Origin of the sequence: Vibrio sp. 10N.286.51.E5 (assembly GCF_041469125.1) — a bacterium.
GTDB classification, from domain to species: domain Bacteria; phylum Pseudomonadota; class Gammaproteobacteria; order Enterobacterales; family Vibrionaceae; genus Vibrio; species Vibrio crassostreae_C.
In genome coordinates this window covers 1-16,132 of sequence record NZ_JBFRJZ010000019.1, presented here as the reverse complement: position 1 = coordinate 16,132, position 16,132 = coordinate 1, and the positions used below count along the sequence as shown (strand labels likewise).

10 protein-coding genes and 6 tRNA genes are annotated in these 16,132 nt (G+C 45.0%); 6 read left to right on the top strand and 10 right to left on the bottom strand.

Annotated features, from left to right (window positions below):
- Positions 1–58: 58 nt before the first annotated feature.
- The 7 genes from AB4161_RS06335 to AB4161_RS06305 form a co-directional block, all read right to left on the bottom strand.
- Positions 59–1,612, bottom strand: coding sequence for an ABC transporter substrate-binding protein (locus AB4161_RS06335; protein WP_372083029.1), 1,554 nt, complete (start codon positions 1,610–1,612; stop codon positions 59–61).
- A 94-nt stretch (positions 1,613–1,706) separates the two neighbouring features.
- A complete protein-coding gene (locus AB4161_RS06330) occupies positions 1,707–3,434 on the bottom strand; it encodes an ABC transporter ATP-binding protein (protein WP_017060132.1) in 1,728 nt (575 codons plus the stop codon).
- A gap of 891 nt (positions 3,435–4,325) precedes the next feature.
- A tRNA-Pro gene (locus tag AB4161_RS06325) sits at positions 4,326–4,402 on the bottom strand.
- Between the two features lie 55 nt (positions 4,403–4,457).
- Positions 4,458–4,533: transfer RNA gene (locus tag AB4161_RS06320), tRNA-His, on the bottom strand.
- Positions 4,534–4,577: 44 nt separating this feature from the next.
- Positions 4,578–4,654: transfer RNA gene (locus AB4161_RS06315), tRNA-Pro, on the bottom strand.
- 77 nt (positions 4,655–4,731) lie between these two features.
- A tRNA-His gene (locus tag AB4161_RS06310) sits at positions 4,732–4,807 on the bottom strand.
- A 48-nt stretch (positions 4,808–4,855) separates the two neighbouring features.
- Positions 4,856–4,932: transfer RNA gene (locus AB4161_RS06305), tRNA-Arg, on the bottom strand.
- A 298-nt stretch (positions 4,933–5,230) separates the two neighbouring features.
- Here AB4161_RS06305 and AB4161_RS06300 point away from each other — a divergent pair.
- Positions 5,231–5,644 carry a cytochrome c5 family protein gene (locus AB4161_RS06300; protein ID WP_017063036.1) on the top strand — a complete coding sequence of 138 codons (414 nt, stop codon included), beginning with the start codon at positions 5,231–5,233 and terminating at the stop codon, positions 5,642–5,644.
- Between the two features lie 96 nt (positions 5,645–5,740).
- Here AB4161_RS06300 and rep read toward each other — a convergent pair whose 3' ends face one another.
- Positions 5,741–7,759 carry a DNA helicase Rep gene (rep, locus tag AB4161_RS06295; protein ID WP_017061960.1) on the bottom strand — a complete coding sequence of 673 codons (2,019 nt, stop codon included), beginning with the start codon at positions 7,757–7,759 and terminating at the stop codon, positions 5,741–5,743.
- 180 nt (positions 7,760–7,939) lie between these two features.
- Between rep and AB4161_RS06290 the strand changes: the two genes are divergently transcribed.
- The 4 genes from AB4161_RS06290 to ubiK all read left to right on the top strand — a co-directional run bounded on the left by AB4161_RS06290 (position 7,940) and on the right by ubiK (position 13,157).
- Positions 7,940–8,521, top strand: coding sequence for a TetR/AcrR family transcriptional regulator (locus AB4161_RS06290; RefSeq protein ID WP_017061961.1), 582 nt, complete (start codon positions 7,940–7,942; stop codon positions 8,519–8,521).
- A gap of 18 nt (positions 8,522–8,539) precedes the next feature.
- Positions 8,540–9,646, top strand: a complete 1,107-nt coding sequence (locus AB4161_RS06285) for an efflux RND transporter periplasmic adaptor subunit (RefSeq protein WP_017069625.1) — start codon at positions 8,540–8,542, stop codon at positions 9,644–9,646.
- A gap of 11 nt (positions 9,647–9,657) precedes the next feature.
- Positions 9,658–12,786: a multidrug efflux RND transporter permease subunit gene (locus tag AB4161_RS06280; protein ID WP_017061963.1), complete on the top strand. Its 3,129-nt coding sequence runs from the start codon at positions 9,658–9,660 to the stop codon at positions 12,784–12,786.
- 119 nt (positions 12,787–12,905) lie between these two features.
- Positions 12,906–13,157 carry a ubiquinone biosynthesis accessory factor UbiK gene (gene ubiK, locus AB4161_RS06275; RefSeq protein ID WP_017061964.1) on the top strand — a complete coding sequence of 84 codons (252 nt, stop codon included), beginning with the start codon at positions 12,906–12,908 and terminating at the stop codon, positions 13,155–13,157.
- Positions 13,158–13,319: 162 nt separating this feature from the next.
- Here the strand turns inward: ubiK and ilvC are convergent, their stop codons facing one another.
- Complete coding sequence (gene ilvC, locus AB4161_RS06270; RefSeq protein ID WP_017061965.1) at positions 13,320–14,804, bottom strand: ketol-acid reductoisomerase; 1,485 nt, start codon at positions 14,802–14,804, stop codon at positions 13,320–13,322.
- 146 nt (positions 14,805–14,950) lie between these two features.
- Here ilvC and ilvY point away from each other — a divergent pair, with 146 nt between their 5' ends.
- Positions 14,951–15,841, top strand: coding sequence for an HTH-type transcriptional activator IlvY (ilvY, locus tag AB4161_RS06265; protein ID WP_017071469.1), 891 nt, complete (start codon positions 14,951–14,953; stop codon positions 15,839–15,841).
- A gap of 116 nt (positions 15,842–15,957) precedes the next feature.
- Here the strand turns inward: ilvY and AB4161_RS06260 are convergent.
- Positions 15,958–16,048, bottom strand: a tRNA-Ser gene (locus tag AB4161_RS06260).
- Positions 16,049–16,132: the final 84 nt, after the last annotated feature.

The window sequence follows — 16,132 nt, the reverse complement described above, 5'->3', positions numbered from 1 at the left end:
ATATCTTAATAATTTGAGAGCCTGAAAAGCTTCAGGCTCTCGATTCTAGCAAGCTAGATTATTTTACAACTAGGTCGCCGAAGTAAGGCATAACCATTGGGTTTACTACGTCTGCTGCACCAACGTTAGACTTCGCGCCCCACGCTTCACTTTGCCAGTGTAGCGGTACGAATGCTGCGTCGTTGTAAAGTGTTGCTTCAACGCCTTTCAGCATTTCAGCACGCTTAACTGGGTCAGTTTCAGTGTTAGAAGCTTCTACGATCGCATCCATTTCTGGGTTTGAGTAGCCAGAACAGTTGTATTGACCACGGCCAGTCTCTTCGTTACGAGTCATAGTTAGGAACTCGTTGAAGTTAGCTGAATCTTCTGTATCTGAGTGCCAGCCGATCATCATCATGTCTGCTGAACATAGGTCAAACTCAGGCCAGTACTGTGCTTTAGGCATAGTTTTAAGATCAACTTTGATACCAATCTTAGACAGCATTGCCGCAGACGCTTGCGCTACTTTCGCATCGTTCACGTAACGGTTGTTTGGAGCCATCATAGTTAGCGTAAAGCCATCTTCGTAGCCCGCTTCTTTCATCAGCTCTTTCGCTTTTTTCAGATCGTAACGAGGAACTAGGTCTTCGTTGTGACCCGCGTAGCCTGTTGGGCTTTGCTGACCAGCTGCTGTTGCGAAGCCTTTCATGATCTTCTTAACGATACCTTCGTTGTTGATTGCGTGAACAATCGCCTGACGAACGCGAACATCTTTAAGTGCTTCGTTGCTGTTTTGGTTCATTTGGAACGTGATGATACGAGTACCAGGTAGCGTCACTAGATCGATGTTCTTAGCGTTTTTAACACGCTTGTGATCGTTTGGTGCTACTGGGTGAATCATATCAACGTCGCCAGAAAGAAGTGCTGCAACACGTGTCGCGTCTTCTTTGATTGGCACAAGTGTTAGCTTGTCTACGTTGCCTTCAGTTTCTGTGTCCCAGTAATCGTTGAAACGCTCGAACGTTACTTTAACGCCTTGCTCACGCTGCGTTACGATAAATGGACCAGTACCTGAAACGTTAGTCGAAGCAAACGAGTTACCGTGCTTAACTAGCTCAGACTTGTCTTTACCTTCCGCTGTTTGGCCAGAGTAGAACTTGCTGTCCATTGGGAAGATGTAAGTTGCTGTTTGTAGTACTAGTGGGTAAGCCGCTTTTGATACTAGCTCAACTGTGTAGTCATCCACTTTTACCATTTTTTCGTATGGCGTGAAGATAGACTTAAAGTCTGGAGAAGCTTGTAGACGTTCAAAAGTCCACACAACATCACCAGCAGTCAGTTCGTTACCAGAGTGGAATTTCACACCTTTACGTAGGTTGAAGCGGAAAGTCGTTTCATCAACACGCTCCCAGCTAGATGCTAGGCGGCCTTCAAAATCCATCTCTTGAGTGAAACGTACTAGAGGGTCAAACACCATGTGAGACATTTGCAGTGTGCCACCAGACAGCTGCTCGTGCGGGTCAAGTGATACTGGGTCAGCTGCGTAGCCAACGGTAATATCTGCTGCTGCTGCACTAAAGCTTAGGCCAGCTGCCATTAAAGCTACTGCTAATTTGCTTTTCATGGTTTTCATTGCATAACTCCTTCATGCGGGAATCCAGATCCCTAGTTGTTGTATTTGCGTCTGTTTATTGTTGTTAGCAAGCTAAACTCCAGCCTGCTGATTTTTATACCGCGGCTTGTGCCACTGCTTTTTCTTCTCTTAAGCCTGTAAATTCAGGCATTAAAGAAATCAGTTGTTTGCTGTATTCATGCTGAGGTGATTGGAACAGCTGCTCCGTTGGCGCAACCTCCAATAATGTCCCCATCTGCATCACACCAACACGGTCACACATTTGGCGAATAACCGGTAGATCGTGACTGATGAACAGCATGGTTAGGTTTAGCTCGTCTTGTAAGTCTTTTAGTAGGTTAAGAATCTGAGCCTGTACCGACACGTCCAGTGCCGATGTTGGTTCATCACAAATCAAAAGACGTGGGCGAGTCGCCAAAGCGCGAGCGATAGAAATACGCTGACGTTGACCACCTGAGAATTCGTGTGGGTACTTCACCCCAGCCATTTTGCCTAAACCCACGTGCTCTAGCAGGTCGTTCACGATCTGACGAGTTTCATTTTCGTTGCGAGTAAGCTTATGGAATCGGATAGGTTCAGCAATGATGTCGAATATCTTCATTCGAGGGTTCATTGATGTGTAAGGGTTTTGGAAAACCATCTGCATTTGACGACGCATAGGGCGACGTTCTTTTTCAGATTTCAGACCAGTAAGATCAACGCCTTCAAACGTTACCTTGCCTGAGTTTGGTGCGTACAAGCCAGCAATCACACGAGCAATCGTTGATTTACCTGAACCTGATTCACCTACTAAACCAAACGTCTCACCTTCATGCACTTCAAAGCTCACGTTGTTTGATGCTTGAACGTACTCACGACGGCTCTCAAAGAAAGAATCTTTGGTAGTAAAGCGTAAGTTTACGTTCTCAACGTTCAACAGAGGGCCAGTGTAATCACGGTGATCTTGGCTTTGACCTAACCAGTGGTTCTTCACATCCAATGGTTCCATCTCTTGTGCTTCTTCGATGTAGCTAACAAGAGGGAAACGATCGAGTTTGCGATCCGAACGAGGAACCGCAGAGATAAGACTGTGTGTATATGGGTGCTCAGGAGTACCCAGAACTTTCGCTGTTGGGCCAAACTCAACTAAGTCACCACGATACATAACGGCTACGCGGTCGGTAACGTTAGATACCACGCCCATGTCGTGCGTGACCAACATGCAACCTACGTTCTTCTTAATACATAGGTCGCGAATCAAACCCAAGATCTGGTCTTGGATAGAAACATCCAGTGCTGTTGTTGGTTCATCTGCGATGATTAGGTCAGGTTCACCTGCCAATGCGATCGCGATAACCACACGCTGACGCATACCGCCAGAGAATTGGTGAGGGTACTGCTTTAAACGGTTTTCTGGTTGTGGGATACCCACTTGGTTCATCAAGTCTAATGAGCGCTGGTAGGCTTCTTGATCCGAAACCTTCATGTTGGCATGAATCGTCTCTTTTAACTGCTGTTCTACTGTGAATAGAGGGTTAAGAGAAGTCATTGGGTCTTGGAAGATAAAACCAATCTTTGAGCCGCGAACAGAACGCATCTGTTCAGGAGATAAACCAGAGACTTTTTCGCCATCCAGAAATACCTCGCCGCTAGCAATGCGGCCAGGAGGGCTCAGCAAATCGATCACAGCATTACCTACTGTTGATTTACCTGCACCAGACTCGCCTACAACACCAACAATCTCACCACGTTCAATGTTGAACGAAAGTGATTTAACTGCGGCGTGAACTCCATGACGAGATGGGTATTCGATACGAAGATTTTTTACTTCTAAAAGTGACATTACCAGACCTCTACTGCTTTGGCAGCTTTCTGCCCTGTCTGCAAAATTGAATCCATTCTTACCAGAATATTGTTCTGATATTTTATACGGTTGACAATTTGGCAAATAATTCACAGAAAAGCAACAAAAATAGGATAAAAAGTCGACATTAAACGCTTAGCAAGCAAAAGTGCCACATAACTATTCACCAGAAGAGCATATAGTAAGAAAAATCAACATTATATTATCGGCAAGAAATACTCACAAACTCCTTACCACTACTTACTTGTAGAGTTAAAGCCGTGCTTCAAAGCAGATCTCACTACCAGTCACTAAAAACAAATAATTATTCCAAAAAACAATTAACACTATAGAAACAAACGCTAATTTTGTTAATTTTAACAAATAAAACAACCAGATAAACGTTAATTAGCCATACATTTAACCATCTGTATTATTTTGGTAAATACAAAACAGACAAACGAAAGGCCTAATAAATCAGAGGAGTTTTTGAACGACCAAATGCGTACAAAGCTGTCAAATTCAGGCCTTAGTGAGCAAATTTAGGGTCAGGTTTCACTTTTCATAAAAGTCTTTAGACCAAACCCATTAATATGTCGAATTATTGAGCGCTCCATTTATATAAAATTAGATATAGAACTGTACATTTGATAAAGAAAGCAACTCTGTAGCAGCACCATTATCAAGCAGATCGTTAGGAATCTGTCTTATATAAGAAGGGGAGATAGATGTAAGAAGCCCCGTCATTTCTGACGCGGACGGCTAGTTGAGGCTTCTTAAGTGATCAGTGAAGAGACATTCTTTGAACATCAGGTGAACCCCCACTCTGTTCAAGTTATCTAAGTTTCAGATGTAAAAAAGCCCTAGTCTTTCGACTAGGGCTTCTTAAGGTGGTCGGTGAAGAGGGATTCGAACCCCCGACCCTCTGGTCCCAAACCAGATGCGCTACCAAGCTGCGCTATTCACCGAGACGTTTCGTTTGATTTCTCAAACTGGGAACCTCAAAGAAGCTACCAAAATTAATGGGGTGGCTAACGAGATTCGAACTCGCGACCACCGGAATCACAATCCAGGGCTCTACCAACTGAGCTATAGCCACCACTAATTTTTTATATAACCGCTTAAAAGCGATTATTGAAATAGTGGTCGGTGAAGAGGGATTCGAACCCCCGACCCTCTGGTCCCAAACCAGATGCGCTACCAAGCTGCGCTATTCACCGACTAGTTTTGTATCGACTCTTGGGAATAATGAATCAACACTGGAAGCCGAAGCTACCGATATTTTGTAAAGAAAGAATGGGGTGGCTAACGAGATTCGAACTCGCGACCACCGGAATCACAATCCAGGGCTCTACCAACTGAGCTATAGCCACCATTATTTCTTTTTGCCAATTTCTCACTTACCGAAGTAAGAGACCGGATGGCGCGCCTGAAAGGATTCGAACCTTCGGCCTTTGGCTCCGGAGGCCAACGCTCTATCCAGCTGAGCTACAGGCGCATGCCCTGTCGGCGGAGTGGAATAATACGTATATCACCCAATGCCGTCTAGTACTTTTTTAACTTTTTTTTCTGTTTGGTCTCTTTTTCGACAGTTAATATGTGATAAACCCCTTATTTGAGTACTACAACCCGCCACAGCTTATAAGTTGTTGTTTATTGCAACAACTTATCGGGATATAATCACCCATTATTTACATTGGTTTAACAGTTGCTCTTTGCTGGTTAAAGCCAAAACACCCTTCCAACACTATAAATTGGTAAGCATGTACTTACCTTGGGAATGTAAAGTGAGTTTAATGGATATGTCTCGTCGAATTTTAAGCGTTGTCATCGCAGTTTTAACCTTTTCAACTGGCGCAATGGCTGCAGGCCTAAGCGAAGCGGAGCACGATGCAATTGCTGAACGCATCAAACCAGTTGGCCAAGTTTACCTAGTCGGCAGCGAGCCAGTAGCCGCAGAACCAACAGGCCCTCGTGATGGCGCAGCAGTTTACGGTACCTTTTGTATCGCTTGTCACGCATCTGGCGTAAGTGGCGCACCTAAAACAGGTGATGCTGGTGACTGGGGTCCTCGCATTGCTCAAGGTCGCGACATTCTAGCTGACCACGCAATCAACGGCTTCAATGCGATGCCAGCGAAAGGTTCATGTATGGATTGTTCAGACGACGAAATCAAAGATGCTATCGAGCACATGATTGCTGGTCTGTAATTTACCGTTCTGTAATTAAAAATGCCAGATTCAAAAAAGGTGACCTCATGGTCACCTTTTTTATTGGCTTCTATATAGTGCGATTAAAGTAGGGCATTACTTCTTGTTGAACATCGCTCGAATATTCGCAATGTGCGCCTGCCCTTTTTCCATTCTTTCTTCAGCGGATTGAGGCTTCTTAACGCTTTCCCACTCCACATCATCGTGCGGCAGCTCATCGAGGAAGCGGCTTTGTGTTGGCTTTATTAATTCACCATATTGACGACGTTCACGACACTTAGTAAAAGTCAGCTCTTTCTGTGCTCGAGTAATCCCCACATACATAAGACGACGTTCTTCTTCTACGTTGCCTTCATCGACACTGGTTTGGTGCGGCAAGATGCCCTCTTCTGCACCCATCAGGAATACATATGGGAACTCTAGACCTTTCGATGCATGCAATGTCATTAATTGGACTTGATCTGCATCGTCATCATCCTCACCACGCTCCATCATATCGCGCAGCGTTAAACGTTGAACCACCTCGCGCAGGGTTTTCTCTTCTTTATCGTAGTTGTCACCCTCAAGATCGGCCACAATCCAGCTATACAGATCAGAGACGTTCTTCATTCGCATTTCAGCGGCTTTCGGGCTCGCTGAGGTTTCGTACAACCAATCTTCGTAGTTGATGTCACGAACCAAAGAACGAACGGCTTCAACCGTATTACCACGCTCGGCATTGTCTGAGATACGAACAATCCAGTCACCGAAGCGGCGCAAATTTTCTAAACCACGCCCCGTCAGTGTCTGCTCTAAGCCCATCTCAAAGCTGGCTTCAAACAAGCTCTTGCCACGCATATTGGCGTAGCTGCCTAACTTCTCAAGCGTCACCGGACCAATCTCTCGGCGCGGTGTGTTTACAATACGTAGGAAGGCGTTGTCATCATCAGGGTTCACCAACACACGCAGGTAAGCCATGATGTCTTTAATTTCGGCTCTCGCGAAGAAAGAGGTTCCGCCAGAGATCTTGTAGGGCACGCGGTTCTGCATCAGCGCTTTTTCAATTAAGCGCGATTGGTGGTTACCACGGTAAAGCACCGCGTAATCTTTGTACTCAGTACGGTTCAAAAACTTGTGGGCGATGATCTCGCCGGTAATACGCTCTGCTTCATGCTCTTCATTCTTAGCATTCAGTACCTTGAGCTTTTCACCGTCTGGGATCTCTGAGAACAGTGACTTTTCATAAACGTGTGGGTTGTTGGCGATCAAGATGTTCGCCGCACGTAAGATTCGACTGGTTGAACGATAGTTTTGCTCGAGTTTGATCAAACGAAGATTCGGATAGTCCTCACCCAGCAACACCAAGTTTTGCGGTTTTGCACCACGCCATGAATAGATAGATTGGTCATCGTCACCTACTACTGTCAAGCGACCACGCTCTCCCACCAGTAAACGAACCAACTCATATTGGCTGGTGTTGGTATCTTGGTATTCATCGACCAGTAAATAGCGGATACGCGACTGCCAGCGCTCACGCACCTCTTGATTGGTTTTCAGTAGTAATACAGGCATCGCGATCAGATCATCAAAATCGAGTGCGTTGTATGCCTTCATCTGTTTCTGGTACATCTCAAAACAGAATGCAAACAACTGCTCTTGTTCGCCTTGAGCACGTGCTTTCGCCTGATCTGGCGTCAGCATGTCATTTTTCCAATTCGAAATGGTGCTCATTAAAGCGCGTAGCAAATCCTTATCACCATCGATCTGTCTCTCTGTTAACTCTTTTAACAAAGCTAACTGGTCTTGGTCATCAAACAGAGAGAAACCCGCTTTCAAACCCAGCGCTTTGTATTCACGGCGAATGATGGTTAAGCCCATGGTATGAAAAGTCGAAACAATCAGCCCTTTCGATTCGCCCTTACCTAGAGTTTGCCCAACACGCTCTTTCATCTCGCGTGCCGCTTTATTAGTAAAGGTCACCGCCGCAATATTACGCGCCTTATAGCCACATTCCTGAACCAGATAAGCAATTTTATTGGTGATAACACGTGTTTTACCGGATCCAGCGCCCGCTAATACTAAGCAGGGGCCCGAAACATATTTCACGGCTTCATCTTGTCTTGGGTTCAGTTTCATTTGATTCTCAGTTTGGTCTAGAGGGGCGAATTCAATTGCGCGCCTATAATAATGCTGCAACAGCACGAATGCTACGTTCTCTTATACAAGATTTTTACGCTGATTATGTAAAACTTTGTTGCACATGTGTGTGGTTATTAGGCTATAATGAATGAACGTTCATTCATTGGTGGTTGAAATATGACAACTCATGCACCTCGGGATAAACGCCAGCAAATACTTTCTGCAGCTGAAAAGCTAATTGCAGAGGTCGGTTTCCAAGGCCTTTCAATGCAAAAATTAGCCAAAGAAGCGGGAGTGGCTGCAGGCACTATCTATCGCTACTTCGATGATAAAGAGCATTTGATAGAAGATGTTCGAATGCTCGTGACTCAAAGAGTAGCTGATGCTGTTCAACAAGGGGTTAATGATTCGGATCCAATTAAACAACGCTACCGTACTATGTGGTTGAACATATGGAACTTAGCAGGAACGAATTTAGCCGCAATAAAAAATCGGGTTCAGTATGACTCTCTACCCATCACAAATAGCCTAAACTTCAGGGAACTAGAACGTAAAATGTTTGCCCAAGTTGAGCTGCTATTTAATGAGGGGAAAGAACAAGGATTGTTTAAACCACTTAACAATGAAGTATTAGGTGGATTGAGCTTGGCGGCTAGTGTTTCTCTAGCACGCAAGCATTCTTTAGGATTTTACCAACTTGATGAGGCAGAACTAGAATCTGCAATCGAAGCCAGTTGGGACGCAATAATTAAACACTAGATCGGAGTTTTGACCATAATGAAAAAGTGGACTTTCTTCATGTTACTCATCGCTGTACTACTTTTCGGCAGCGTTATTGGGTTTAACATGTTCAAACAACAAAAAATTGCTGAGTATATGGCCAACCGCCCTGAACCAGAGTTTCCAGTAACGGTAACTGAAGTTCAGCCGATCGACTGGGTGCCAGTGATTGAAGCTATCGGCTTCATCGAACCTAACCAAGGTGTGACACTAGCGAACGAAACCAGCGGTGTTATCGATCAAATTTCTTTCGAATCAGGTACTGAGGTTAAAAATGACCAACAACTGATCCGCCTTGATTCTGATGTAGAGAAAGCCAATCTAAAAAGCTCTGAGGCACGCTTACCGGCTGCTGAAGCTAAATACAAGCGCTACCAAGGGCTATTCAAGAAAGGCTCTATCTCTAAGGAAGCCTTCGATGAAGCAGAAGCTAATTTCTTATCGTTAGCGGCTGATATTGAAAGCCTTAAAGCATCGATTGCCCGTCGCGAGATCCGCGCTCCGTTTGACGGCACTGTCGGTATTCGTAATGTGTATCTAGGCCAATACCTACAATCTGGCACTGACATCGTTCGCCTAGAAGACACCAGTGTTATGCGCCTACGCTTCACTATTTCTCAAAATGACATCTCTCGTATTGAGGTTGGTCAGGCGATCGACATCTTCGTTGATGCATACCCAGAAAAACCGTTTAAAGGTTCTATTAGTGCCATTGAGCCTGCGGTTAGCATCCAAAGTGGTCTTATCCAAGTACAAGCCGATATCCCAAACAACGATGGTAAGTTACGTAGCGGTATGTTTGCGCGCGCTAACATCATTCTACCTAAACTAGCAAACCAAGTGACACTGCCTCAGACGGCCATCACTTTCACACTTTACGGTGACAATGTTTATATTTTACGTGAAGAAGATGGTGTGCAGCGTGTGAAACAACAAGTGGTGAAAGTAGGTGAACGTACAGAAAGTATTGCTCACATACTGGAAGGCGTAGAGCCTGGCGATGTTGTCGTGACAACGGGTCAAGTTCGTTTAAGTAACAATGCTAAAGTTCGAGTTGTAGAAAGTGATGCAACGACGCCGCCAGCTGAAACACCAATGCTGTAATTGGAGGAATCATGCGCTTTACTGATGTTTTTATTAAACGTCCAGTTCTGGCTATTTCAATCAGCTTTTTGATCGCATTGCTTGGCTTCCAAGCAATCTTCAAAATGCAGGTTCGTGAATACCCAGACATGACAAATACGATCGTGACGGTCACGACGAGCTATTACGGTGCCAGTGCCGATCTGATCCAAGGCTTTATAACTCAGCCATTAGAACAAGCGATCGCTCAAGCCGATAATATTGATTATATGACGTCGCAGTCCGTACTCGGTAGCTCGACTATTACGGTCAATATGAAGCTCAATACCGACCCGAATGCCGCGCTGTCTGACATACTGGCCAAGACTAACTCGGTACGTTCTCAGCTTCCTAAAGAAGCCGAAGATCCAACCGTAACTATGTCTACCGGTTCAACAACGGCGGTACTCTACATTGGTTTTACGAGTGATGAACTCTCTGCAAGCCAAATTACCGACTACCTTGAGCGAGTGGTTAACCCACAACTGTTTACCGTTAATGGCGTATCAAAGGTCGACTTGTACGGCGGGATCAAATACGCATTACGTGTATGGCTTGATCCTTCCAAAATGGCAGCATTAAACCTGACAGCCACTGACGTGATGACGGTGCTTAATGCAAACAACTACCAATCAGCAACTGGCCAAGCAATTGGTGAGTTTATGCTGTACAACGGCAGTGCCAATACCCAAGTAACCAATACCGATGAATTAGAAAGGTTGGTGGTCAAAACCAGTCAAAATGGCGGTTCTATTGTTCGCTTAGGTGATATTGCTAAGGTTTCACTAGAAAAAAGCCACGATGTGGTTCGCGCAAGTGCTAATGGCAAACAAACGGTTGTAACCGCCATCAATGCAGCGCCAAGTGCTAACCCGATCAACATTGCTGCTGATGTTATGCAGCTGTATCCTGAGTTGGAGCGAAACCTACCAAGCAATATCAGCATGAATATCATGTATGACTCAACCATTGCGATTAATGAATCCATTCAAGAGGTTATACACACGATTGTTGAAGCCGCGCTGATTGTATTAGTGGTTATCACGCTATTCTTAGGCTCATTGCGTGCGGTTATCATTCCTATCGTAACCATCCCTTTATCGCTGGTTGGTGTTGCGATGGTGATGCAAGTCATGGGTTTCTCATGGAACTTAATGACGCTACTGGCGATGGTATTAGCAATCGGTCTAGTGGTTGATGATGCAATCGTAGTACTGGAAAACGTCGATCGACACGTCAAATTGGGGGAATCTCCTTTCAGGGCTGCCATCATTGGTACCCGTGAAATTGCAGTACCGGTTATTGCAATGACACTGACATTGGGCGCGGTTTATGCCCCTATCGCAATGATGGGTGGTATCACAGGCTCGCTGTTTAAAGAGTTCGCATTAACCCTCGCTGGCGCGGTATTTGTTTCTGGAATCATCGCTTTAACACTGTCTCCAATGATGTGTTCAAAGCTGCTAAAAGAAAATGCACAGCCGAGTAAGTTTGAACTGAAGGTACACAGCGTACTTGATCGTATGACAGGCCGTTACTCTAAGATGCTGCATGCGATCATGGATCATCGTCCGGTTATCATTGGCTTTGCGGTCATTGTATTTTTAAGCTTGCCGATGCTGTTTAAATTCATCCCAAGTGAACTTGCCCCTGCAGAAGATAAAGGGGTGGTGATGATGATTGGTACTGGTCAATCAACGGCTAACCTAGACTACCTAAGTAACACGATGGATGACGTGAGCGGTATCTTGGTGACCCAGCCTGAAATCCAATACGCTCAATCCTTCACTGGTGTACCAAACTCAAACCAAGCATTTGGTATTGCCTCAATGGTGCCATGGAGTGAGCGCACGGCTAGCCAATCTGAGGTAACGAACCGTATCAGTGGATTGCTACAAGATATCCCAGGCATGGCAGTAACCGCGTTCCAAATGCCAGAGTTGCCGGGTGCCGGTTCTGGTCTACCACTCCAGTTTGTGATTACCACACCAAGCAGCTTTGAGAGCTTATTCGCTATCGCAACCGATATTTTAACGGATGTGAAAGATAGCCCTCTCTTTGTCTACTCTGACCTTGATTTGAACTACGATTCAGCAACGATGAAGATTCAAATTGATAAAGATATGGCGGGCGCTTATGGGGTAACGATGCAAGATATCGGTGTCACCCTAAGCACCATGATGTCGGATGGTTACGTTAACCGTATTGACCTCAACGGTCGTTCTTATGAAGTGATCCCTCAGGTTGAGCGTAAGTTCCGCTTAAACCCAGAGTCAATGAATCATTACTACGTTCGAGCCAGCAATGGTGATGCTGTTCCTCTCGGTAGCTTGGTAACAATTGATGTGGTGGCAGAGCCTCGCTCTCTTCCTCACTTCAACCAGTTGAACTCAGCGACGGTCGGTGCGGTTCCTATGCCGGGCGCGGCGATGGGTGATGCGGTAAACTGGTTTGAAAACATTGCCCAAACCAAATTACCTGCAGGCTATAACCATGACTACATGGGTGAGTCGCGTCAGTTTGTAACAGAAGGCAGCGCACTGTATGTGACGTTCGGTTTAGCACTGGCGATCATCTTCTTGGTTCTGGCGATTCAATTTGAGTCGTTAAAAGATCCATTGGTTATCATGGTGTCGGTGCCACTCGCAATATGTGGTGCATTGATTGCGCTCGCTTGGGGCGCAGCGACGATGAACATCTACTCGCAAGTGGGGCTGATTACCTTGGTTGGTCTGATTACCAAGCACGGTATCTTGATCTGTGAGGTAGCAAAAGAAGAGCAGCTGCATAATAAATTATCACGCAAAGAGGCGGTTATGGAGGCGGCAAGGGTACGTCTACGTCCAATCCTAATGACAACAGCGGCGATGATTGCAGGCCTGATCCCATTGATGTACGCCACGGGTGCAGGTGCAGCTCAGCGCTTTAGTATCGGTATTGTTATCGTTGCTGGTCTGGCGATTGGTACGCTGTTTACGCTGTTTGTTCTGCCGGTTATTTATAGCTACTTAGCCGAAAAACATAAACCAATTCCAGTTTTCCTCGAAGATAAAGATCTCGAGAAGCTGGCCCGTGTTGATGAAGCAAAAGCGGCGCACAGAGAATTAGCTAACAATAAGTAATTTCCCTGTCGTATTAACAATAAAAAGGCTACTTCGGTGGCCTTTTTTTGTACGCCATAGGCGACATCTTTGATGTGATTAAATAGAATAGTGATAAATATTCAGGAGTTTTAATTGATATGTTTGATCCAAAAAAACTAGAGCAAATTGCTAAGCAGATCCACGATTCTATGCCTCAACCAGTAAAAGAGCTTGGTTCAGACGTAGACCAAAAAGTTCGCCAAGTTATCCAAGGCCAACTCAACAAGCTAGACGTTGTGAGCCGTGAAGAGTTTGATGTTCAAACACAAGTACTGCTTCGCACTCGCCAGAAGCTCACTGAAATGGAACAAAAACTGGCTGAACTAGAAGCAAAGCTTTCAGACAAATAGTCATTTTTTTCAATCAGTTCAAGTTCGAATAAAGGCTTACCTTCGGGTAAGCCTTTATTTTTTCCTCAATCTATCAAGCCTTCACCGGTAAAATAGTTGCAAGCATAAAAAAGCCCCGAACAAATGTTCAGGGCTATTTTTATTCAGTGATGAACTGGAAGATTAACCGCCAACAGCGATACGCTTCATGTCGCTCATGTAGCTACGTAGCTCTTCACCAATGTATTCTACAGGGTGGTTACGGATAGCTTCGTTTACTTCAATTAGCTTAGCGTTATCAACTTGGTTAGATGTCTCACCTAGACCACGGCCGATGACGTCCGTTGCTACTGAAGGCATGAACTTCTCACGTAGTAGCGGTGTTGCTACGTTAGCGAATAAGTAGTTACCGTACTCAGCAGTATCAGAGATTACAACGTTCATTTCGTAAAGACGCTTACGAGCAACTGTGTTTGCGATTAGTGGAAGCTCATGTAGAGATTCGTAGTAAGCAGACTCATCAATGATACCTGATGCCGTCATAGCTTCGAATGCTAGCTCAACACCGGCACGAACCATAGCAACCATTAGGATACCGTTGTCGAAGTACTCTTGCTCTGAGATTTCTACGTCAGAAGCTGGGTAGTTTTCGAATGCAGTTTCGCCTGTCTCTTCACGCCAGCCTAGTAGGTTCACGTCATCGTTCGCCCAGTCAGCCATCATTGTGCTAGAGAAGTGACCAGAGATGATGTCATCCATGTGCTTGTTGTAAAGCGGACGCATTAGGTCTTTAAGCTCTTCAGAAAGCTCAAACGCTTTAACTTTAGCCGGGTTAGATAGGCGATCCATCATGTGAGTTACGCCACCAAACTTAAGTGCTTCAGTAATCGTTTCCCAACCGTATTGTAGAAGCTTGCCTGCGTAGCCAGGTTCGATGCCATCAGCAATCATCTTCTCGTAAGATACGATAGAACCCGCTTGTAGCATGCCACAAAGGATAGTTTGCTCACCCATCAGGTCAGATTTAACTTCTGCTACGAAAGAAGACTCTAGGCAACCTGCACGGTGACCACCAGTACCTGCAGCCCAAGCTTTAGCGATATCCCAACCTTCGCCTTTAGGGTCGTTTTCTGGGTGAACAGCGATAAGTGTTGGTACACCGAAGCCACGTTTGTACTCTTCGCGAACTTCAGAGCCTGGACACTTAGGTGCAACCATTACTACAGTAAGGTCAGCACGTAATTGCATGCCTTCTTCCACAACGTTGAAGCCGTGAGAGTAACCAAGAGCAGCGCCTTGCTTCATTAGAGGCATTACTGTTTCAACAACGTTCGTGTGTTGCTTATCAGGAGTAAGGTTGATTACTAGGTCTGCTTGAGGGATTAGCGTTTCGTAGCTACCCACAACAAAGCCGTTTTCATCAGCATTTTTGAATGATTGACGCTTTTCATCAATTGCCGCTTGGCGTAGAGCGTAAGATACGTCTAGACCAGAATCACGCATATTTAGACCTTGGTTTAGGCCTTGAGCACCACAACCAACAATTACGATTTTCTTACCTTCAAGGTATTCAGCTTCTGTCGCGAATTCTTCACGATCCATAAAGCGGCAACGACCTAATTGGTCTAGTTGTTCACGAAGGTTTAATGTATTGAAATAGTTAGCCATTCTAGGGCACTCCTTTAAAAATAAGTCCGTAAGGTCGATATCTCTCTATCGAATGACTTCATACTAAAACAGACACTCCGTTGCTGAAAGTGATATATTCACAATTAGTTATTGCAATAAATGCAACATGGAAACGATCGCAGAACATGAACATAAAATCTCTACAATTATTTATACATTTATGCGACAGCAAGAGTTTCAGCAAAACCGCTGCTGCTATGCACGTCAGTCCTTCAGCGCTGAGCCGTCAGATACAAAAGCTTGAAGAGGAAACAGGACAAGAACTGCTAATCAGAGACAACCGCAGTGTTGATCTTACCCCAGCAGGAAAACACCTATTGCCTGTAGCATTGAGCATCGTGGGAGAGTGGCAGCAATATAACCTTCACCTGAAGGGCGGAGAGCAAGAACTTAAAGGTGAGATCCGTATATTTTGTTCAGTAACGGCTAGCTACAGTCACCTACCTGAACTCATAACCGAATTTAGGGCTATTCATCCGTATATTGAATTTAAGCTCTCTACTGGTGATCCAGCTCAATCCATCGACAAGATCTTAAACGATGAAGCGGATATCGCGATTTCAGCAAAGCCAGACATCCTTCCTTCAAGGTTAGAATTCGAAACCATCAGCGATATTCCACTGTCAGTCATCATTCCATCTGGTGTGAGTAGCTTTAGCCAACAACTGCAATCCGATAAGCCAAACTGGAATGAAGTGCCCTTTATCATCCCAGAAGCAGGAACAGCGCGTGAACGAGCCAATGCATGGTTTAAAAAGATGAAGATAAAACCCAACATATACGCGCAAGTTTCTGGCCATGAGGCGATTGTAAGTATGGTGGCACTAGGATGTGGAGTTGGCATCGCACCTGATGTGGTCATAAACAACAGTCCAGTAAGAGATAAAGTTAGCCGCTTAAAGATAGAACCTATCAAGCTATTTGAGTTAGGCGTATGTTGTAAGCGAGCACAGCTAGATAACCCTCTAATTCGAGCGTTCTGGCAAGTTGCAGAAGGGAAATATTTAGCGGACTAGTCGTCATTGTTTTAAATACAAAAAAGGGAAGAGCACGTCAGTGCCCTTCCCCTTTTATTTATGTATATCGCAGATAAGAAAAAAGCCCGCTGATTTCTCAGCGGGCTTTCTAATGGTGGTGGAGGGATAGGGATTTGAACCCTAGAACCGCTATTAACGGTTGCCGGTTTTCAAGACCGGTGCTTTCGACCACTCAGCCATCCCTCCAAAAAATTGTCATCAACAGATTAGTACACTGTAGATGTTGTTACATGTATACACAGGTAACGATATTTAAAGCCTGGCGATGTC

Coding starts and splice junctions, on each gene's coding strand:
- AB4161_RS06300 (WP_017063036.1), top strand. CDS start 5,231: ATGGATATGTCTCGTCGAATTTTAAGCGTTGTCATCGCAGTTTTAACC.
- AB4161_RS06330 (WP_017060132.1), bottom strand. CDS start 3,434: ATGTCACTTTTAGAAGTAAAAAATCTTCGTATCGAATACCCATCTCGT.
- rep (WP_017061960.1), bottom strand. CDS start 7,759: ATGAAACTGAACCCAAGACAAGATGAAGCCGTGAAATATGTTTCGGGC.
- AB4161_RS06290 (WP_017061961.1), top strand. CDS start 7,940: ATGACAACTCATGCACCTCGGGATAAACGCCAGCAAATACTTTCTGCA.
- AB4161_RS06280 (WP_017061963.1), top strand. CDS start 9,658: ATGCGCTTTACTGATGTTTTTATTAAACGTCCAGTTCTGGCTATTTCA.
- AB4161_RS06285 (WP_017069625.1), top strand. CDS start 8,540: ATGAAAAAGTGGACTTTCTTCATGTTACTCATCGCTGTACTACTTTTC.
- ilvC (WP_017061965.1), bottom strand. CDS start 14,804: ATGGCTAACTATTTCAATACATTAAACCTTCGTGAACAACTAGACCAA.
- ilvY (WP_017071469.1), top strand. CDS start 14,951: ATGAACATAAAATCTCTACAATTATTTATACATTTATGCGACAGCAAG.
- AB4161_RS06335 (WP_372083029.1), bottom strand. CDS start 1,612: ATGAAAACCATGAAAAGCAAATTAGCAGTAGCTTTAATGGCAGCTGGC.
- ubiK (WP_017061964.1), top strand. CDS start 12,906: ATGTTTGATCCAAAAAAACTAGAGCAAATTGCTAAGCAGATCCACGAT.